Consider the following 18,836-nt stretch of genomic DNA (forward strand, 5'->3'; position numbering starts at 1 on the left):
CACTTTTATTTAAATAGCAAAATACTGACGCTAATCAGAAGAGAGGCCAGTCCTGTCCAGGTTCCGACACTTGTAAACTGTCCCGCGCTTGCCTCTGCTCTAACACGGTTAGGTTCTACATAAACCATATCATTCTGCTTCAGAAAATAATCTGGTGATTGAAAAATATCCCTCGATCGAAGATCATGATATAAGATGGTACGTACGCCGTCTGTTTCCCGGATAACCGCCACTCGGTTACGACGCCCATGAATGGTCAAATCGCCCGCCAGGCTGAGTGCTTCAAACAACGTTATACGTTCAGAAGATATTTGATAAGTACCAGGACGATCAACCTCTCCTAGTATAGAGATACGGAAATTAAGAAAACGAACCATCACGATCGGGTCTTTCATGTATCCTCCTGTTTCCAGTCTACTCTGAATCAAATCTCCCACTTGCCGTCGGGTCAAACCAGCCACTTTTACTCGCCCTAGCAATGGAAAGTTGATCGTACCGTCCACTTCCACCAAATACCCCTTATTATTATTCCCGCCGGAATATCCATAATTACTTCCACCACCATCAACACCATTTCCGTATTGCAGAAAGGGACGTAGTAACTCTGGGTCCACACAGCTAACTGAAATATCCAGCAAATCGTCTTTCTGTATCTTCAGGTAAAAGGTATCGACCATAGCAGTTTTAGCCAGTAACTTATCTCCCTGCAAATACGCGATGTCCTTTACTGAGCCACAGGAGAGCAACATACAGCTCAATATCCAACCTAAAAACAGTTCTTTAATTTCTTTCATACCTTACTATTTCCCGTTTATTTTTTCAATTAACCCTTTGCCCGGTTTGAATTTCACACTAATACGTTTCCGAATCTTACATTCCCGACCGGTTTTCGGATTACGTCCCATACGCTCCGACTGTTCCCAAGGAACATAATGACCGAAATTTTGTATCAAAACAGATTCGTCATGGGTGATCGAATCACAGATCACTTCACTCATCGTATCTATAAAAGACAAGGTCTCTGTAACAGTCACTGACATGCGGCTTGCAATTACTTTTGCCAATTCATACTTGTTCATATTTATCACTATTAGGTTTAATCAATCATATATAAATTCAGGTTTATCAGCTTGCCCGGCAACCCAGGTATACAGCCGTTTCATCTGTCGGGATACGACATCCACCGAATATTTATCCAAGACCAACTGGCGTCCCCGTTTTCCCATTGCTTGTAACTCTTCTTCATCCAGAGATAAAACCTCCCGTACTGCTGTGGTCAAGGCATCAAGATCGTTTTTTACCCATCGGCCGCACTGGTGTGTTTCCAGGTCCTGCCAGGGAGAACCAGTCGACGCTATGACAGGTATTTCCTGAAGCAAAGCCTCAGGTGTTATAATTCCAAAATTTTCAAAATCACTGGGAACAACCAAGCAAGTGAGAGAAGCCAGCAAACGATTCTTTTTTTCTCCTGTAACAAATCCTTCAAAACGTACTTTTTTTAAATGTAACCGTTCCACTTCTTTCCTGAGGAACTTCATATAGAAAGGATCTCCATCACCCATTATCAGGAGTTCACCTGGTTCATTCAAACGAGACCAGATATCGATTAATTTTTCTATCCTTTTACGGGGATGTACACGGCCCAGATAACCGATACGTTTCACATCTTTCAGAGAAACAGACTCAACCTTATCGTCACATTCCATCGGACAAGGGACAACTGCCACCGGATTGGTAAATCCCAATCTCCGGTAATGTTCCATCTCCTCCATGCAAGTTGCATGAATACAAGCAGCTTGCTGCAATTGACGACGTTGATATAAGAATAAAGAAGTCTTCTTTATAAAAAAGGATTGTTTCAATGCTTCCGGATACAGGGTTCCATGCAAAGTAATCACATAAGGAACTCCCTGCTTTCGGGCATATCTGGCAGTTATATAGCTCGAATACAACCATATTCCCTGAATATGATAAACATCTGCTCTTCCCATTTTAGCCAATTCATAGGGAATTACCTTAGCATATCCCCTACATTTATCCTGTAAACAAGGACGAGGGAGGTAACAGATGGAAGGATCCTCCGACACGGCCTCATCATCCGGCCCCAGTGAATTTGTCAAAACCCTCACATCCATTCCAAGTGCTTTTGTACCCTGCAACGTCAATAGAGTTGTACGTGAAGGCCCTCCACTGGCATTGCTCATAGAGTTTATTACATGAATAATTTTCATTTATATATATTTATCAATTTGGAATTCAATACATCAGAAATAATTCCCGATCTTCCGGATATACTTTCTTAATCATCTCACGGAAGTCTTCCGGTATCACATAATCTTTTGCAATCAATAATCGATTTCGGTATTCGGACAATTCAAAAATTTCCAGTAACTTTATCCAATCGCTTTCAGATTCATATCGGAAAATTTCAACATTTTTTCCTAAAAAATAACTTTGAGGATTTAACCAGGGAATTCTCTTATTATGTATAAAATAATCTTGTTCGGAACGTTCATAAAATATTTTATTACAAATATCGTTTACGGAAGCCATACTAAGCTTCCGTAAACGATATGTCTCGGGACATATCGTGAGTAGATATATTTTTCTTAGCCAGTTTGATTCTATAAATTCATACTTAATAAGTTTTGGACATTTTATAATCTTTGGGTACTTTTTATACCATCTCCCCCCAATACAACTTTTTAATTTCTGTGTTAATTCTTTTACTGCAGAATAAAAGCGATTATAAGGATTACGTATCATTACAACAATCCGATACTCTTCCCATTCTGGAACAAAACTCGGTAAATCATCATAAGTGATATGCCCCAGATCCGTTCCATATTTGCAGGTATATAACTTCCACCATTTTGTCGCTTCGGTGTTTCCATATTTTTCAATATAAAGATCTCTCAGAAATGTTCCACCGCATTTTGGGTTATGCAGGTAGATTACTTTACGTTTTTTATCGACAATCATAATTTTATAGTATTTAATTTAATCCAGTAGCCAATCGGCCCTCAATACCGGCGAATGCGCCAGTAAAAGCGTTACTTTCGCCAGACGTTTGTGAAGAGGTAACATACGCGCCAGTAACTCTGTACGTTCCGTTACTGTTAGAGCCAGGCGCAATTCTGCCAACAGTTGCCTGAGCTGCCTCAATAAATTAGCTTCGTAAATTTCCAAACGGCTGAAGCGGGTCGCTTTCTTTATATAACCAACATACTCTATCGCGCCTAGCATTGCCAACAGGGAATCCGGATCGTGCCCCGGTTCCAGAAGGATCTGTCCCACTGAAAAACCTTTTCCCGATAAAAAGCAAGCCGCTTTGAATCCGTTCACCTGTCCGGCGCGATCGCCGTCGAGCATCATCAGAACACAATGGGTGTACCGCCAGAGCAAAGAAGCATGCTGTTCGGTCAATGCAGTTCCGCATAATGCCACCGTATTCCGGAAACCGGTCGCATGCATGGCCAGTACATCTTTATAGCCTTCAGTGACATAAACAAAACCATGTTGGCGGATCGCTTCACCGGCCTGATACAAACCATATAATATCTCACTTTTATGATACACCGGACTATCGGAAGAATTAACATACTTATGGATATCCGCACCTTTTGTCTCTCCCCGGTAACGACCGGCAAAAGCTACCGGATCACCCCGTTCGTTGCGTATAGGAAAGATTAGGCGGTTGCAAAAATTACTGTAATCGCGAGGCAAGGAAGAAGGGCCGATTCCTACTTCAAAGCCCTTATATGTTTCACGCAACAGCTCCTCTTCCGGAATATATTCTTCCAGCCAATCGAGCATCATCCGGTGGTTGCGAAGCAGATTTTTTATATGAAACGGACTTACTAACTCACCCGGTACCGATTGTTTCTTTTTCGCTACCGGAGGATATTTTACCGGCCGGTAGTCACCCTCATCCGACAATCCGTACCAATCGGCCAGCTTCTTCAACGCTTCCTGAAAGCTGCATCCCTCCATTTTTTCAACGAATTTGAACAGATCGCCCCCTTCGCCACAGGCAAAGCATTTATAGTACTGTTCTTTCACATTCACATGCAGCGAAGGATGACGGTCGTCGTGAAAAGGACAAAGCCCCAATATTATTTTTGCAAAACCACCTCTTTGTAATGGCAGATAACGCCCTACCACCTCTTCCAGTCTTGCAATTGATAGTATTTTATCTTTAAGGTTCATATCATCTTCGGGCATGCGTATCATACCATCCCGGTGAAGAAATTAAAATTCCTAGTATACGATAATAAATTTTACCAAGCAGATATTTGCGCCATCTATAAAATCTGTCATCTTTATATAAGAGATATTTCAAAAAAATCCAACGATATTTTTGTATAGCTTTCTTTCTGTCTATCCAGCCATATTCTGGTAAATCATTTCCAAAAAGTCCGGATGAAGCATTTGTGAATACATGTTCTACATGTATTCCTTCTTTTGTAATAAAAGAAGTTTTTGAATAAGGAATTTCCGCTTGATTTATTACTTGAAATGAATTATAACCCAATTTACACAACAGATCAAATTCTCTTTTTAAAGCCTCAAAGTCGACTTTATTCGATTCCAACGAAATATAATTTGGTTTTTCTGAAAAAGAAAGTAGTGCTTTCAGACAAAGAACATCCATGCCCTCAATATCTATTTTCAAATAATGAGGAATTCCATATCTATTTAAGCATGCTGCAAAATCGATAACAGAAGCTTCTATAATAGAACTCGGTTTATCACATCGTTCATTTCTGTCTACCCAATTCTGGCAAACAGTTCCCCATTGATTGTTCCCTTTATTTTTAAAAAAGGTCACTTTATCAGTACTCTCTGTCATTACCTCCGTATCAACTATAGCACCTTCAACTATAATCAACTGCCCCGTTTTTATAGCATCACTAAATCTATCCCGGCAGAATGCGACCAATTCAGGATCAGCTTCAAAAGCAATGACATTAAACCCTTTTTTGAGATAGAAATTAGTATCATCACCATTGCACATCCCAACATCATAAATCAAATTTTTTTGTATCATTTCATTTAATTTAATTATTTATAAAATCATATTCTTTCCATTCACTAACCTATGTATTACGGAGTTTAGATATAAGTTTGCTTAAACTACAATTACATTCTTTCTAATTCATATCACCCTCGGATCATAATCCGTCAGACAAGTCATTGCCGGATTATACCGGAATTTTGCTACTCCGGTCGCCCCGTTACGATTCTTAGCCACTAATAGGAGACCGATGCCGTGCAAGTCTTCCTTTGTCTTCGGATCATAAAAAATATTGTATTTCTCGGCACGGTAAACGAATATCACGACATCTGCCACCTGTTCGATCGCACCCGAATTGCGTAAATCACTCAGAACTGGAAGATGAAGTCCCTGCCGACGGTCGACCTCACGGTTTAACTGGGCCAATAGGATGACCGGGATCTCCATTTCTTCGGCCATCAGTTTCGCCTTACGGGCGATATTACCCAGCGCCAGATCGGTTGTTTCCTGCAATAGGTTCTTCGAGACCACGATATTGATCAGGTTCAGGTAATCGATAAACATGGCATCCAGTTTGCCATGTTTGTTTAGCGACTGTGCCTTGGCACGTATATCTTCGATCGTATCTGAACCACAATACTCCAACGTAATCGGCAAACGTTCCAACTCTTTACGGGCTGCCTCCAATCGTACACGGTCGGAGGCCGATGTTCCTTTAAAGCGCAAATGGTCGGCATCGATACCGCTCACCATCGACAGTAAACGGGTGGCATTGTCCTCCTTCCCCATCTCCACACTGAAGAAAGCTACCGCTTTTCCCTGACGTGCCATACAAAGCGCCATCCACAGAGCAACCGCCGATTTCCCCATCGAAGGACGTCCGGCGATCACCGTCAGTTCGCCCTCATAAAGTCCGCCAGTCAGCTTATCCAAATCATACAATCCCGAACGGATGCGGGTAATCATTCCCGATTCGCGTTCCGTTTGTTCGCGGTACGACTGTTCCAATACACGTGCCGCCACCCCTCCGGCCTCTTCCATCGAAGAGACATGTGCCATCCCGTTGCGCAGCGAACCGGCCAACTCCTCCACTCCCGTCAACAACTCCGCCACATCGGCCGAAGGCAACTGGGCCTCCGTCTCTTTCTTTTTCAGTCCGTTAACCAGTTGGCGCAACGTATAACAGCGAACCAGTTCGTCGGCATGAATGCGGATATGGGCATCGCTGCGGACATCCAACAGCATTTCTGAAAGGAACGACAAGCCATTCAGCTGCTGGTACAAACCGTTATCCAACCGCGACATTTCATTCTCCACCGTCAGCATATCGACTCCTATTCCCTTTTCGACCAACGACAAGACGGCACGGTAAACAAATGCGTTTCGCGGATCGCTGAACATGTCCGCCTGCAGACGGTCAGCCACATCGAAGACGGCATCCGGCGCAGTCAATAGACCGGCTATCACCGCCTGCTCCATCGGTAGATTTACGTTCGGAAGGATTTGCCGTTTAGTTTTTTGTGCTTCTCCCATCAGTTCACCACTCCTTTCTGACCGTTGTAAGGGTTATAAAAATTATTCGCCATATCCCATATGCTACTGCCAGATTCAGTCGGGTCGGTAGGATTTCCGGCATCGACAGGGGAGACGGAATGTTGCACCTGTACCGATTGCTCGTAGTTCACCAGAGCGATCCGTTTGTAAAAACCGATATCCGACAGGATCAGGAAATGTTGTTGTTCCAATTTGACCAGATGTTTTTTTACCACTCGCCGGTCAATCCCGGTCAGTTCCTCGATTTCGGTATAGGTGGTGATCCACTCACCCGGATGGCAAAAGAAAACCTGATCGTTCAGACAGATCTGTCCTTCGCTGAAATAAGCGAAGGTTTCCACGCAAAGCAATACCTTTGCCATCTCGCTCAACTCACGTCCTCCTGTAAAATAAGCCCGCAACACGCTTCTACCCACTTTCAGGTAGCCCGACTTCCGGTAATCCGGCGTCATGTTTTCCTTACGTTTTTTCATTTTTTTCCGCTTTTTAGTTACTAATTTCAACGTGACAGGTAAAAGCGCGCTTTTGTGACAGATTTGAACTTCTGATTATCAAGTTTCAGATCAAGGTTACAAAACATTACTTCGACAGCGGTTTGTACAGCCTCTTTAATATAGAATAAATATTATTTATAATTAATACAAAGGGGCCCGATCAAAAATTTAATTCCGAACTCTCACGTCCATTTACCCGACAGCAGTAAATTTACATACGCCAGGCCATTCGACGGAGTACACGAAAAAACAAGTAAAAAAGAGTAAAGCACACTCATTCCCAGCGGATTATTTTTTTATTTCTTGAATTTTAGTGTACTAAACAAGCACTTAAACTTTGTTAAGACGTCCTCATATTCAGGAGGGATCTCATAAAACCATTTACGAACCGTCGAACGTTCCTGAGAAAAGCGGAATGCACCATACAAGGTATTTGTCAATTCGGTCGGGTTGCACCCGATAATTCCCAATTTCAACAATACCGACATTAGAGCGATAAAAAAACGCGGATAATGTACATCCCGGAGCGGCAGATTAAATATCTGACTTTCGTACCCGTAATATTGCATAATCGTATCACGATACTCGAGAAAAAAACGACCGGAGAATTTACACCATTGTTTATTGTCGACCTCTTCCGACTCACGCAAAAAAGCGGCTGTCTCCAACACGGTTTTTACCGGATCGGATTGTTTTTGCAAATTCTCTTTAAATGTCGGAAAAGATAACGGGTCTCCTCCCGCAAGCCTTGATAAATTTTTTTATTCATTTCAATTTAATTTAAGGCCGGGAATGAGTTGCTTATTTCCTAAAAAAAACACCTGACTTTTGATTTTAAAAGTCCCTTATTTTGTATTTAAAAGTCTGGTCTTAACATTTCAAAACACCCTTATTTTATAGACCCTTTTATTCATTCAAAACACGCAAATTCTCGCGTGCTAAACGAGGATTTTGCGGCATATATTTTCGGAAATAAGCAGTAGCAGATTCCTTGTCGCCATCCATCAAAGCCAATACTCCGAGATTATTATAAGCACGTGGGTCGTTTTCCACCCGACTCAAAAAATAACGGGCCGACTCTTTATCGCCCAACGCCAGGGATGCGGCAGCGGCATTCAGCTGGGCGACAACAGATGAAGGATAAGTATAAGCGGCTATCTCGTACACTTCACGGTATTGTTCCGTACCTGGACGATAGAGAGAAGCAACTCTGAGCAGTTCCGGCAACGACAACTTTTCAGGCTCAGTATATACCTGTTCAACCAAGCGGTGGTTATCCACAATAGCTTCCACAGCAATTTCCATTTCTACCATCAGCTCCATACGGCGCAAACGTGAGAAGAATGTTTTTTCGATATCTTTATACACCGTCCCCTTATCTATCGCTTTGAGCTGTTTGCGGCGGCTATCCGGATCGTTAGTCAACTGAAGGATTGCCTGCACACGGCTACCGTATGGCTTGCCGGATTCAACGATCAACCGTTGCAAACCATCCCAGTCTTCGCCCACCCAATCGATGGTAATCAGCGCCGGATCCGAGAATTTGAATTGCTTCTGCAGATAGTTTTTAAACTGGATAGCCCGGTTACCGGCCAGACGCTCGTTCTCTTTCGTACTGCCATCCGGCGAAGCATAACCGATCACACGGATTTTCTTTACATCCCCATTACCGGAACGAAGTAATGATTTTAATCGCTCTTCGAGCTTTGCCAACTCGGCACGGTTATTCCCGTATTTAGGGTTGACCTGAACGCTATTGGCCGGAAAATCGATATAGGCAGCCAGCTTCTCTTCCACGATTTTCAGAGCCAGTTCTTCTTCGGGAGTGATGTAGGTGAGCATCCGATTGTAGACCGACTGGGCATCTACCTGCCATTGTGGAATCAGAACGCTTCGGGCCGGCTGCTCCGAAGTTGGTACCACAACCGTTTCCACCTCTGTTTGTACTCTGTTTGCAGTTGCATAGACATCGCTGAATGTGGATTGTTTCCGGCTGCTACAAGCTGGTAGAACTGCCAATAAGCTGATGCCGGCTATTCCTTCTAAAATTCTTTTTCGCATGATTTAATTATCTATTTTATGTTTGGTTACACAAATTATTAGTTGTATATATACCTCTCCTCTTAGCCTCGGCAGCCAGGGCCGGAGTTACATCATATCCGCTAATAACTTTTTCAACCGAGTCATCCAGATTGAATATAGCTGTCGAGTCTACCGATATGGCTTTTTTTATATCACATCCCATGAGAAACAACAATTCGAAAGGACAGCAAAGATCAAGAATCATTGCTGTCGGAAAATAATATTGATAGTCTGTTCTTTCTGCCGGATGGGGTTTAATGATGACTTTCGACTCATCATAACCCGATAGCAATTTGCGGTACATTTCAATCTTTTGTTGTTCCGAAAAATTCCCCGATGAGAATTCTGTAAAAGGTTGCGTCAATAAAAAAATGTCATAGCCTGCCATTTTGCTGAAATCAAAGTCGGCCGGAAGAAACAACTGCTTTATTTCTTCCTGGCTCTTTCTATCCTTTTGATGCCACAACTGTTTCAGGTCTATAATTTCGACCTTATCAGCTATAATTTCCGGTATCGGCAAAATACCGGTAAGATAAATTTTTTGCACATTTCCGGACAGTCCTAGCCAGGGATGCAGATCACCATACAAAAGCCTACTTATCATCGGTTTACGTTTCCTGTAAACAAGCTGTGTAACAGTGGCTTCGCACTTATAAGAGAGGGTTCCGTCTTCCATATAAAATATATTTGTAAAACAGGATAAAAACTTATTAGTATATATAAGATCTCCACCCAGAAAGACAGGTATATACCGGTTTATAAAAACAGAATAATGAATCCTTAAAAAAGAAATAATCCGATCTGTATAGGATATATTTAATAAAAACACAGCATTCTTCATACGGATAGCAACCGGTACAGGAAATTCATCGTGTATAAAAAACAATGTATCCTCTTTTTTATAAGGCTCCAGTAGCAGGTATTGTAACAGCGAATAGAGATTAGGCAAATAAGCAATCGCTTTATATCTTTTAAATAACTTCATTTTATCGGTGGCTTTTATATTTCTCAAAATAATATTCTACCAACTCAAAATCTTCCCGTGTGTCAATATCCAAAAAGCCGAACGGATGATCGACAATCAGCGAATACAGGGAATCTCCCCGGATACGTCCGTTCAATATCAGGTCGCGGTGGCTGATATACAAAAGGCCGTTTTCGAAATAAAGCGTCTCCATATCCTGGCTGCGCTGGCCAAACGTGAAGTTCCAGGGAATAAATCGTCCTTCCGCCAAATGTCCCAGTTTACGAACCTGGGGAGTGACAGCGAACAGACTGTCGCATTTTTCCAATTCGATTATCCGCAAGGCTTCTTCCATCATACCCTCCGGACGAAGCGGATTGGTGGCTTGTATATGGATCATGTAATCAAACTCCTTTCCCTCCGAAAGGAGTTCTGTTGCAGCATGCTGCAACACGACATCGCTGGAACACAGATCCCCCGACAATTCCACCGGACGCTTTATCACTACTGCCCCATATTTGCGGGCCACAGCGGCAATCTCTTCGCTATCGGTCGACACATACACCTCCGTATCGGGTAGTACTCGCCGGCTATATTCGATAGAGTGCGCCAATAAGGGCTTTCCGGCCAAAGGATAGATATTCTTTCCCGGAAAACGCTTAGATCCTCCACGCGCCGGGATTAACATTACATACTTCATCGGATAAAAAGATTAGATCGGATAAAATGAAACCATTTACCCTTGTTAAATTAGTCGATATGATTATTGCGAATTAAAATTGTCGCTTTATCGTATTTTTCAACCAAAGATTCATTTTGGTGTATTTATTTATGTTAGATTAAATGTATTCAAGTCAGACTTATCCAAACAGAAGTTCAGCCTCCATGTTTATACACGGAACCACAAACAGATAGTTCTTTTCTTCTGGATTTATTCGGATTGTTTTGTTGATATTGTCAGTTATGGGTTCGGTTGGTTCCGGTATTATCAAATGTGACCGGTTTAATTATTGGCATATTTGAGCTATTTGTTTGTATTGATAATAGTGACAGATGGCAACTGTTTCCCCTCTTTGAGAGGGGAAAGGTTACTCCCGACGCTATAAATTTATAGCTCACCTTCTTCTAATTCTTAGTTTTCAAATTCACGCATCGCTACCGGTTGCCAGCCTTTATAGACGACTGCCAACAGACGTAAACGAGTATGGCTTGTGCTGCTGATAACTTTTTCATCGGAAACATAGCGAAGCAACTGGCTTTTCGCTTCTTCCAACAGCTTTTCAACATTCATCGTGTGATCGTCATGCTTCAGGTATTTCAATTCGATCAGATAAGAATATTGCATATCCGGATAATTCGCAAGGTTGGGCATCTGATATAGATCCGAAAAACCTCGTCCGGCTTCAAATTCCGGCCAAATAATGAAGTAATCCGTCAATCCGTAAGGTATTTTCTTTGCCATATTCTACTTTATTTATTCAATTCAAATCCATTCCTTCTGATAAGAATTATACAAAGATAACTAATTTCCCCAAAAGCGAACTTCAATTTTCAACTCTCAATTTTCAATTCTCAAGGTTCGCCCAGAAAACGAAATATCTGCCTGGTTTGTAACGGAGTGAACTTGCGCTGCCCCTTACGCCAGCCGGCTTCCTTAAGGGCCGTTGTCAGACCTTCGTTGAATGCGATCCAACGTTTGATCGCTTTGGCTGCCGAGTCGGGCTGCAAGGTCGGATTATATAACAAACCTAGTTCAGTAACTCCATAGCTTCGTACCGGTACATGTGTTTCCGCCTGTTCTGTATCCTTATTCATAATGCATTATTTTTATTTGATTTATGCATTAAATGTACAAAATATTCTGCAATATCACAAGCATTTACGACTTACATTTCAATGAATACAAAACAATATCCGGACTTATCGATACTTATCCGTCGATAACCGGACAGAACTGGAATTAACAGGAAATGCCTCTCCCCGACTGTCGTACCTTCGTATTGTTATCGATAACCAACCAATTATTCATTATTAATTATCAACGTTATGGCACTGAATTTCCATCTGGTAAAACGTCCCGACATGCGTAAAGACGCTGCCGCAGGTTCCGAACTGTATTATGCACAGGTTCGCGCTTTGAAAAAAATCAGCTTCGAAAAGTTATGCAGCATGATCGCTATGCGAAGCACCGCATTTATAGGTGATGTCATGTTGGTGATCGAAGGTCTACTCTCGGTCATGCAGGAACGTCTTGAAGAAGGCGATATTATTTGCATGGGCCGCCTGGGTAATTTCCGCATGGTGGCGGGAAGCAAAGGAGTCCCCGTTAAAAAGGATTTCGACACCTCTCTCTTCAACGATGCACGCATCGTATACGTTTCGGGCACTATGCTGGCCGATATCAAGCGAAATGCCAAGTTCGAAGAATTGAAACCGATCAAAGACCCGGATGCCGGCAGCGAAGGCGGTAGCGGTGAAGACGATCGTCCTGTTATTGAATAAATATGGAAAAGCAAGCATTTTTTAAAAAGTTCCTCCCGGCGGCAAAAGCTGCCGGGGAACATTTCAAACTGAATCCGCAGATAATCCTCGCACAAGCAGCCATCGAAAGCGGCTGGGGTGAAAGCGTCCTCTGCACAGTGTACAACAATTATTTCGGCCTTACCGGTTACGGGCAACCCACCCTCTACTGGAAAGGGGCGAAAACACTCAAAACGGAAGACGGAGGGATTTCCCACCTCCAATTTCGTATCTATGAATCGGTTGAACAAAGTTTCTTCGATTTTGCAAGGTTGATCCGCACGGTTTATCCGACAGCTGCCTCGCTCAGCTATTATCCTGAAGCCTATGCCAAAGAGGTCGCTTACAGCCGTTACATCAGTGAGGCAAACAGCGACAACCGCGAAGCTTACCGGCAGATGCTGATCAAAATCAGCCAATATATCAAATAAAATTATTATCATGAAATATCTTGAAGCTATCCTTCGTTTCCTGACAACGATTGCCCAATTATTTTTTCGGGGTAAAAGGAAACATATACCTGATCGACCTCTGGTTGACGATCCTGGCCATGCTGGCAGTGAACAACCGCAACACCGAAGTGGCCCTGGCGGCTATCGGAGCGATTCTCTCGATATCAGGGAAACCTTCCCGTCACCCGAAAAAATAATGGGTGGTGCACTGATCCTTTGTGCAACGGGAGGGTATTTGCTGAAATTGCTAGGATCATAAATTACAAATATCTATAATTTTACGGCATATTGCCAACGACTCCGGACGGTGGGATATGACCAGCAAGGTCAATCCCGGACATTCCTCCGATAAACGTAGTATGGACTCATTGATGGTATGCTCCGAGTTTTCATCCAGTGAAGAGGTAGCCTCGTCGAACATCAGGATTTCAGCTTTCTTATATAAGGCACGAGCTATGCCTAACCGTTGACGCTGACCTCCCGACAGAAGGCTGCCTCCTTCACCTACCGGAGTAAGGACTCCCTTGGGCAAAGTCGACACAAAACGTTCCAGTGAGGCCAAACGCAAGACCAGGGCGATCCGTTCCATATCCGGTTGTTTATCGACATCACCCATTACGATATTATCCAATAAGGTACCTTCTACCATAAACAGTTGTTGTGAGACATATCCTATCCGGCTTCTCCAGGAGGCCAGCTTGTCAGCCGACAAATTAACCCCGTCGATATAAATACCACCCGAATCCGGCTTCAGAAATCCCAGTATCAGATGAAACAAGGTCGATTTACCACACCCCGATTCACCACGAAAACCGATAAAGTCACCTTTATGAATCTCCAGGGAATAATATTCAAATACCGGCTTCACCTTATCGTATGAGAAACTAAGATCACGAATAGAGATCGAATGGTCGAATGCGATCGGATGCTGGTCAATCATTTCATGAGACACCTCTTCCAATTCCAGATCATCTAGAGCTTTGAAGACGAATGAATTTCCTCTCATAAGAAACAGATATCCTGTACCCTTTATAATGCTTGGCAATACCCGGTAAACAGCAATAGCAAATATACCGACGATCAATCCTAATGAGGGAAGCTCAAACAATTGCGTGGCTATAATCAAAACGATCACCGAGCAGACAATAGCTATTTCCAATACTCTTTGTAACGAATTGCTTAGTATCAACTGACGAACAAAAAAACGATTCTGCTCTGTCAATAGATTAGAAAAGCGTCGGATACTTTCCGGAAAAGTGTTATTCATTTCCATATCCGTAAAGCCAATAAAAGTTTGTTGCAATAACTTGCCCCTTTGAGGTATTAATAAGTACAGTTTTTCTCCATAAGCCTTTATCCGGGAACGGGAATAACGATAATAGATTAACGTTATGGGAACAAATGTCAATATAACCAAGAAAAAGACATACACATTAAATGCGATTAATCCAGCAAATATCGACACTGAAACAAAAATCTCACAAGCTAATGATGAAAACGGAACAAAATACCCCTTAATCAAATTTTCGGCTATACTATTGATCTGGTTAATCAATTTATGGCTATTATTCTGTTTTATAAACAAATATCCTTTGGAATAATAACAACTATACAGACGAATAGACAAATAAGAGGACAAAGAAAATAGTCGCTGATTCTGCTTATACTGTAACCAAACAGATAAACAAACACGCATAATTGTAAAAATCAAAATTGAAAAACAGATGAAAAAGACAAAGGAACGGATACTATCAAATCCGACCCAATGATAAAATAAAGCCAGATATTTATTCTCCAATACCACTTTTTCATTCAATACCAACAGTAATATAGGCAAGAGAACACCGATTCCCACCAAGTCAACAACAGCCATGATAAAAACGGATAAAACTACCCCCCACAAACGTTGCTTATACAGACGTGGTAACAATTTAAAAAACCGTATTATCTCATCAGGTATCAATCGAATCATATTAATCTATTATTTATATTTACTACTTTACCACACTCTGATAATAACAACCACAGGAAAAAACAAAGATAAGCTCCGGAAGCTATTACATATCCTTCAAAAATCATGTGGAACAAAAACAAAAATAAAAGAGAGCCTATAAAATATCCATTTATTCCTACCGATTCTTTTATAAACAAGAAATAGAGACTACGAAAAAAAAGAATCGAAAATGACAAAAAACCCATCAACCCCATTGACGATAATAAAAATAGCCAGCTACTTCCTGGCTCTATCGTTCCACTACCTGATTTTGAACTTCTACTTACAGCCTCCTTATTCATTGTTGCAAAACCAACTCCAAAAAATGGATATGCTTTAAATTCATCCATCCTTTTATTCCACAATCCATCTCTTGACATCGTCACACTCCCACCTTTCTCTCCAATCTCCATTTTTGAGCGTAATCTTTCTGTATGAATCCACCAGAAACTAGAAGTTAATAATGTAACACATAACACTGTAAAACAAATCTTTCCTAACCTCATCACATGATGACGATATATCCGACTATAAAAGAAAGCTGTGGCACACATCGTACTTCCTAAAGCAGAACGGGAACCCGCCAATATCAGAATCAACAACGAAACGATGGCAATTCCGACTTCAAGATACTTGCTTAACAATTTAGACGACAAATAAAAGCGATACAAACTATAAATGAAAGATATTCCACTTAATGTCCCCAGTAACATGGATTGATTGGTAAATCCTTCAAACCCACTCCTACCTTGCACAAGTTCCGGACGAATTATCCAGGCCTGAAATGTTAAAATCACAATCCAACGAATAAAAGTCAGACTATGCACAAATAATAAACGTCTCCATACTACTAATATGGGATTAACAAGAAAAGGACCTACAACCAAAGTGACAGCCATAAATCCGATTACTCTAAATCCAACTTGAAAATAAGCAGGTATATCATTTACCCAAACTGAAAATAATATGGAAATCAAGAAAGGTAACCAAGTATAAGTAAACGCCAATCCTCCCCTAAAAACCATCCAAAACAAAGCCGCGACGAAACTTGCGTAATAAACAGGGTCTGGTATTGCCGGTAAATCAGGGCTTACCTTCGTAAAAGACAGCAGAAGGATATTAAACAACAGAATACGGGATAAACTATCAATCGTTCCTGTCTTCATTTTTGCGAATGCATTCCCATCATCCGGTATCTTCTATAAAGAAACTCCAGATGATATCTGAGATATAATAACAATAAACAACAATAATCCATTATCCACGGAGATGTATGGAGCAGTAACTCACGAAAGAGTTTCTGGTGAATATCTTCCGGTGGAGTTTCTTTTACTATCTTCTTTAACATTGATGATGAGAAATAGTATGTTTGTATAATACATAAACGCTCTTTTCTTGACAACTTTGCGCCGGGCCGGTATAAAGTATATAAGAAAACCCGGTAATCACGGACTTTCATTTTTTGTAAATAATCGTCTGAAATCTTTTTATCTACTCGGAACTGACTAAAAAACGATTGAAATACTGCTTCTTTCTGTTTGTGTGCCTCCAGAAATTTGGGCCGGTAAGAAGAAATTATAGTTGGCACATCTCTACGCATATAATGATAATAGATACCCGGTAATATGCTAACAGCCTTGACTTCTTTCAATACTTCCAGATTAAAAGCTATATCTTCAAAAGGAGCTTCTACCTGAAAGGTCAACATCCGGTCTCTTAGAAGTTGTTTCCTATATATCTTATTGCAAGAATAATTAAACAAATGCAATTGCGAAAGTTCAACAAAAAGAGAATAAAAATTCATTGGATCCCGTTCTGTATATTCCTGACTTACCTTTTCAAGATATGTACAGTCATCTTTCGTATATTCAATTGCTACACTACAAACTACAACATCCGAATTTTCTCGTTTAGCGACTTTAAACATCGACAGAAACATATCGGGTTCTATCCAGTCGTCTGCATCTATAAAAGCTATATATTCTCCCGTAGCCAGTTGCATTCCGTTATTACGGGAAGTACTTAAATGTGCATTTTCTTGATGGATAACCCGGATACGGGGATCTCTTTCGGCATATCGATCGGCAATCTTTCCGCTACTGTCCGTTGAACCGTCGTCGACCACAATTACTTCGATCTCCTTTAGATCCTGGTTGATTATACTATCCAGGCAAGCAGGAAAGTATTCCTCTGCATTATAAACCGGTACTATTACTGAAACTAATGGCTTTTGCATCTTCATTATGTTTGATCCTGACATCCAGTAAATGATTCATCAAAACGGTGAGCAGGATATTTATTATCAAGATTATATTCAAATCAACCAGTTCTCCCAACCCCAAATTGACAAACAAGGTTACGACCGTATAACTAATCAACATGACTGTCGACTGCAAATGGCTGAAACCTGCTGCCAGACACTTATGGTGGATATGAGCACGATCGGCCAGAAATACCGGATGTTTATGATAAACGCGAACTATCATCACACGCAATGCATCGAAAACAGGTACAAAAAGAAGAGACAACGGGATAATTGCACAACGAACATCCATCCCTTCATTAGGGACAAACATCGCATATTTAACAGCAAAAAAAGACAATAGATAGCCCAGCGACAAAGAGCCGGAGTCGCCCATAAAAAGCTTCGTACCACGTTCTACCGATCCGAATATGTTATAATACATAAAGGGTAACAGACAACCCACAACAGCAAAAGCCAGCATCGAATAAATCCACTCTTCCCTCAAGATATAGAGCGTACCGAACGTAACAAAGCATACCAAAGCACCTCCGGAAGCTAAACCATCAATCCCATCTATCAAATTAACTGCATTCGTTATAAATACAATCATGACGATAGTAAACGGAACACCGATCATAGCAGGAACCTCATATATTCCGAACATTCCATACAGATTATTTATATATAATCCCGACATGGGAAACAAAGAGGCTACCAGAAACTGGGCTATAAATTTCTTACGATAACGTACTCCTATCAAATCATCTTTTACTCCGACAAAATACAAAAACAAGCTACCGGCTGCTAACAATAACAATTCCAGCAATGTATAACCGGTCAATTTATCGTTAAACGGAAAATTAAGTAAAAAGCGGATAGCTGTAGAGAAAGATAACGAGATCAGAGTGGAAGGAATAAATACCAGACCACCCAAACGGGGAACAGCCACTACATGACTTTTCCGGGCATCCGGATCATCATACAGGGCTTTTCGCTTAGAGATGATGATTATACGCGGAAGTACAAAAGCTGAAAACAAAAACGATAAGAAGAAACAAAGAGAAATGATAATTTCAGCTTTTGTCGCTTCTGCGTAAACAGAAAGAAAAGTGATTGGCATTGAATAAGTTGACATCTTTTCTGGATTTTGTTCTTTGCATAACAATGTTCGTCAGTCCCATTTATATGGATGACATACTAGTGTGTTTCTGTTTGACCCTTATTTATGGAATAAGGGTCATTGAGTACAAATCACTATATATCAATCACATACAACAGTGTTTTAAAAACTAAAAGAGGATAGTTGCTCACTATTTTCCGATTGAAAGTAAAATGCAATTCCTGAATTACTCATTTCAGAGTGGACGAGGATGAGAGAAGTAGAAAGAACGATATAGTAGTATTTATTTAGTAAAATAATATTTCAAACAACCCGAATTCATCAAATAAACGTCAAAAGGAGAGCTTTTGATTATTTTGTTGTTTCGCTAAGATCAGTTAAGAGATTTTTAGCGA

21 protein-coding genes are annotated in these 18,836 nt (G+C 41.1%); 3 read left to right on the top strand and 18 right to left on the bottom strand.

Annotation, left to right across the window (positions count from 1 at the left end):
• Positions 1 to 5: 5 nt before the first annotated feature.
• The 14 genes from BQ7394_RS13330 to BQ7394_RS13395 all read right to left on the bottom strand — a co-directional run bounded on the left by BQ7394_RS13330 (position 6) and on the right by BQ7394_RS13395 (position 11,926).
• Positions 6 to 794: a polysaccharide biosynthesis/export family protein gene (locus BQ7394_RS13330; protein ID WP_075557889.1), complete on the bottom strand. Its 789-nt coding sequence runs from the start codon at positions 792 to 794 to the stop codon at positions 6 to 8.
• Positions 795 to 800: 6 nt separating this feature from the next.
• Positions 801 to 1,079 carry an HU family DNA-binding protein gene (locus tag BQ7394_RS13335; protein WP_075557890.1) on the bottom strand — a complete coding sequence of 93 codons (279 nt, stop codon included), beginning with the start codon at positions 1,077 to 1,079 and terminating at the stop codon, positions 801 to 803.
• Positions 1,080 to 1,100: 21 nt separating this feature from the next.
• A complete protein-coding gene (locus BQ7394_RS13340) occupies positions 1,101 to 2,231 on the bottom strand; it encodes a glycosyltransferase (protein WP_075557891.1) in 1,131 nt (376 codons plus the stop codon).
• Positions 2,232 to 2,256: 25 nt separating this feature from the next.
• Positions 2,257 to 2,982 carry a sulfotransferase family 2 domain-containing protein gene (locus tag BQ7394_RS13345; protein WP_075557892.1) on the bottom strand — a complete coding sequence of 242 codons (726 nt, stop codon included), beginning with the start codon at positions 2,980 to 2,982 and terminating at the stop codon, positions 2,257 to 2,259.
• An 18-nt stretch (positions 2,983 to 3,000) separates the two neighbouring features.
• Positions 3,001 to 4,233 carry a DNA primase gene (locus tag BQ7394_RS13350; protein WP_235848743.1) on the bottom strand — a complete coding sequence of 411 codons (1,233 nt, stop codon included), beginning with the start codon at positions 4,231 to 4,233 and terminating at the stop codon, positions 3,001 to 3,003.
• On the bottom strand, positions 4,211 to 5,050 hold the full coding sequence (locus BQ7394_RS13355) for an FkbM family methyltransferase (RefSeq protein ID WP_082211911.1): 840 nt from the start codon (positions 5,048 to 5,050) through the stop codon (positions 4,211 to 4,213). Before BQ7394_RS13355 ends, BQ7394_RS13350 begins: the two co-directional genes overlap by 23 nt.
• 108 nt (positions 5,051 to 5,158) lie before the next feature.
• A complete protein-coding gene (locus BQ7394_RS13360) occupies positions 5,159 to 6,550 on the bottom strand; it encodes a replicative DNA helicase (RefSeq protein WP_075557893.1) in 1,392 nt (463 codons plus the stop codon).
• The gene (locus BQ7394_RS13365; RefSeq protein ID WP_075557894.1) at positions 6,550 to 7,044 is read right to left on the bottom strand and encodes a hypothetical protein; all 495 of its coding nucleotides are present in this window, start codon (positions 7,042 to 7,044) and stop codon (positions 6,550 to 6,552) included. Before BQ7394_RS13365 ends, BQ7394_RS13360 begins: the two co-directional genes overlap by 1 nt.
• A gap of 317 nt (positions 7,045 to 7,361) precedes the next feature.
• Entirely contained in the window at positions 7,362 to 7,766 is a 405-nt protein-coding gene (locus BQ7394_RS13370) for a hypothetical protein (RefSeq protein WP_235848744.1), read from the bottom strand.
• Between the two features lie 205 nt (positions 7,767 to 7,971).
• Positions 7,972 to 9,126 (bottom strand): OmpA family protein, encoded by a 1,155-nt coding sequence (locus tag BQ7394_RS13375; RefSeq protein WP_075557895.1) that lies wholly within the window; start codon positions 9,124 to 9,126, stop codon positions 7,972 to 7,974.
• 16 nt (positions 9,127 to 9,142) lie between these two features.
• Complete coding sequence (locus BQ7394_RS13380) at positions 9,143 to 10,132, bottom strand: glycosyltransferase family 52 (protein WP_075557896.1); 990 nt, start codon at positions 10,130 to 10,132, stop codon at positions 9,143 to 9,145.
• 1 nt (position 10,133) lies between these two features.
• Positions 10,134 to 10,811, bottom strand: a complete 678-nt coding sequence (locus tag BQ7394_RS13385; protein ID WP_075557897.1) for an acylneuraminate cytidylyltransferase family protein — start codon at positions 10,809 to 10,811, stop codon at positions 10,134 to 10,136.
• Positions 10,812 to 11,243: 432 nt separating this feature from the next.
• The gene (locus tag BQ7394_RS13390; protein WP_082211912.1) at positions 11,244 to 11,573 is read right to left on the bottom strand and encodes a PD-(D/E)XK nuclease domain-containing protein; all 330 of its coding nucleotides are present in this window, start codon (positions 11,571 to 11,573) and stop codon (positions 11,244 to 11,246) included.
• Positions 11,574 to 11,683: 110 nt separating this feature from the next.
• Positions 11,684 to 11,926, bottom strand: coding sequence for a DUF4248 domain-containing protein (locus BQ7394_RS13395; RefSeq protein WP_075557898.1), 243 nt, complete (start codon positions 11,924 to 11,926; stop codon positions 11,684 to 11,686).
• Positions 11,927 to 12,157: 231 nt separating this feature from the next.
• Here BQ7394_RS13395 and BQ7394_RS13400 point away from each other — a divergent pair, with 231 nt between their 5' ends.
• From BQ7394_RS13400 to BQ7394_RS25810, 3 genes are read left to right on the top strand one after another with little or no spacing between them, the layout of a single operon-like run.
• Positions 12,158 to 12,613, top strand: a complete 456-nt coding sequence (locus BQ7394_RS13400; RefSeq protein WP_075557899.1) for an HU family DNA-binding protein — start codon at positions 12,158 to 12,160, stop codon at positions 12,611 to 12,613.
• A 2-nt stretch (positions 12,614 to 12,615) separates the two neighbouring features.
• A complete protein-coding gene (locus tag BQ7394_RS13405) occupies positions 12,616 to 13,062 on the top strand; it encodes a glucosaminidase domain-containing protein (RefSeq protein ID WP_075557900.1) in 447 nt (148 codons plus the stop codon).
• A 50-nt stretch (positions 13,063 to 13,112) separates the two neighbouring features.
• Complete coding sequence (locus BQ7394_RS25810) at positions 13,113 to 13,280, top strand: hypothetical protein (RefSeq protein ID WP_154674743.1); 168 nt, start codon at positions 13,113 to 13,115, stop codon at positions 13,278 to 13,280.
• Positions 13,281 to 13,336: 56 nt separating this feature from the next.
• Here BQ7394_RS25810 and BQ7394_RS26290 read toward each other — a convergent pair whose 3' ends face one another.
• The 4 genes from BQ7394_RS26290 to BQ7394_RS13430 form a co-directional block, all read right to left on the bottom strand.
• Positions 13,337 to 14,350 carry an ATP-binding cassette domain-containing protein gene (locus tag BQ7394_RS26290; RefSeq protein ID WP_235848745.1) on the bottom strand — a complete coding sequence of 338 codons (1,014 nt, stop codon included), beginning with the start codon at positions 14,348 to 14,350 and terminating at the stop codon, positions 13,337 to 13,339.
• A gap of 701 nt (positions 14,351 to 15,051) precedes the next feature.
• The gene (locus BQ7394_RS13420; RefSeq protein WP_075557903.1) at positions 15,052 to 16,242 is read right to left on the bottom strand and encodes an O-antigen ligase family protein; all 1,191 of its coding nucleotides are present in this window, start codon (positions 16,240 to 16,242) and stop codon (positions 15,052 to 15,054) included.
• A complete protein-coding gene (locus BQ7394_RS13425) occupies positions 16,239 to 17,312 on the bottom strand; it encodes a glycosyltransferase family 2 protein (protein ID WP_161951799.1) in 1,074 nt (357 codons plus the stop codon). The genes BQ7394_RS13420 and BQ7394_RS13425 overlap by 4 nt, the downstream gene beginning before the upstream one ends.
• The gene (locus tag BQ7394_RS13430; protein WP_082211917.1) at positions 17,272 to 18,456 is read right to left on the bottom strand and encodes a glycosyltransferase family 4 protein; all 1,185 of its coding nucleotides are present in this window, start codon (positions 18,454 to 18,456) and stop codon (positions 17,272 to 17,274) included. The genes BQ7394_RS13425 and BQ7394_RS13430 overlap by 41 nt, the downstream gene beginning before the upstream one ends.
• Between the last annotated feature and the right edge of the window lie 380 nt (positions 18,457 to 18,836).

Origin of the sequence: Parabacteroides timonensis (genome assembly GCF_900128505.1) — a bacterium.
In the GTDB taxonomy this organism is placed as follows: domain Bacteria; phylum Bacteroidota; class Bacteroidia; order Bacteroidales; family Tannerellaceae; genus Parabacteroides; species Parabacteroides timonensis.

What these genes read in the sequence shown, in the direction of transcription:
- BQ7394_RS13330 (WP_075557889.1), bottom strand. Translation starts at nt 794, where the DNA reads ATGAAAGAAATTAAAGAACTGTTTTTAGGTTGGATATTGAGCTGTATG.
- BQ7394_RS13335 (WP_075557890.1), bottom strand. Translation starts at nt 1,079, where the DNA reads ATGAACAAGTATGAATTGGCAAAAGTAATTGCAAGCCGCATGTCAGTG.
- BQ7394_RS13340 (WP_075557891.1), bottom strand. Translation starts at nt 2,231, where the DNA reads ATGAAAATTATTCATGTAATAAACTCTATGAGCAATGCCAGTGGAGGG.
- BQ7394_RS13345 (WP_075557892.1), bottom strand. Translation starts at nt 2,982, where the DNA reads ATGATTGTCGATAAAAAACGTAAAGTAATCTACCTGCATAACCCAAAA.
- BQ7394_RS13350 (WP_235848743.1), bottom strand. Translation starts at nt 4,233, where the DNA reads ATGATACGCATGCCCGAAGATGATATGAACCTTAAAGATAAAATACTA.
- BQ7394_RS13355 (WP_082211911.1), bottom strand. Translation starts at nt 5,050, where the DNA reads ATGATACAAAAAAATTTGATTTATGATGTTGGGATGTGCAATGGTGAT.
- BQ7394_RS13360 (WP_075557893.1), bottom strand. Translation starts at nt 6,550, where the DNA reads ATGGGAGAAGCACAAAAAACTAAACGGCAAATCCTTCCGAACGTAAAT.
- BQ7394_RS13365 (WP_075557894.1), bottom strand. Translation starts at nt 7,044, where the DNA reads ATGAAAAAACGTAAGGAAAACATGACGCCGGATTACCGGAAGTCGGGC.
- BQ7394_RS13375 (WP_075557895.1), bottom strand. Translation starts at nt 9,126, where the DNA reads ATGCGAAAAAGAATTTTAGAAGGAATAGCCGGCATCAGCTTATTGGCA.
- BQ7394_RS13380 (WP_075557896.1), bottom strand. Translation starts at nt 10,132, where the DNA reads ATGAAGTTATTTAAAAGATATAAAGCGATTGCTTATTTGCCTAATCTC.
- BQ7394_RS13385 (WP_075557897.1), bottom strand. Translation starts at nt 10,811, where the DNA reads ATGAAGTATGTAATGTTAATCCCGGCGCGTGGAGGATCTAAGCGTTTT.
- BQ7394_RS13390 (WP_082211912.1), bottom strand. Translation starts at nt 11,573, where the DNA reads ATGGCAAAGAAAATACCTTACGGATTGACGGATTACTTCATTATTTGG.
- BQ7394_RS13395 (WP_075557898.1), bottom strand. Translation starts at nt 11,926, where the DNA reads ATGAATAAGGATACAGAACAGGCGGAAACACATGTACCGGTACGAAGC.
- BQ7394_RS13400 (WP_075557899.1), top strand. Translation starts at nt 12,158, where the DNA reads ATGGCACTGAATTTCCATCTGGTAAAACGTCCCGACATGCGTAAAGAC.
- BQ7394_RS13405 (WP_075557900.1), top strand. Translation starts at nt 12,616, where the DNA reads ATGGAAAAGCAAGCATTTTTTAAAAAGTTCCTCCCGGCGGCAAAAGCT.
- BQ7394_RS26290 (WP_235848745.1), bottom strand. Translation starts at nt 14,350, where the DNA reads ATGAATAACACTTTTCCGGAAAGTATCCGACGCTTTTCTAATCTATTG.
- BQ7394_RS13420 (WP_075557903.1), bottom strand. Translation starts at nt 16,242, where the DNA reads ATGAAGACAGGAACGATTGATAGTTTATCCCGTATTCTGTTGTTTAAT.
- BQ7394_RS13425 (WP_161951799.1), bottom strand. Translation starts at nt 17,312, where the DNA reads ATGCAAAAGCCATTAGTTTCAGTAATAGTACCGGTTTATAATGCAGAG.
- BQ7394_RS13430 (WP_082211917.1), bottom strand. Translation starts at nt 18,456, where the DNA reads ATGTCAACTTATTCAATGCCAATCACTTTTCTTTCTGTTTACGCAGAA.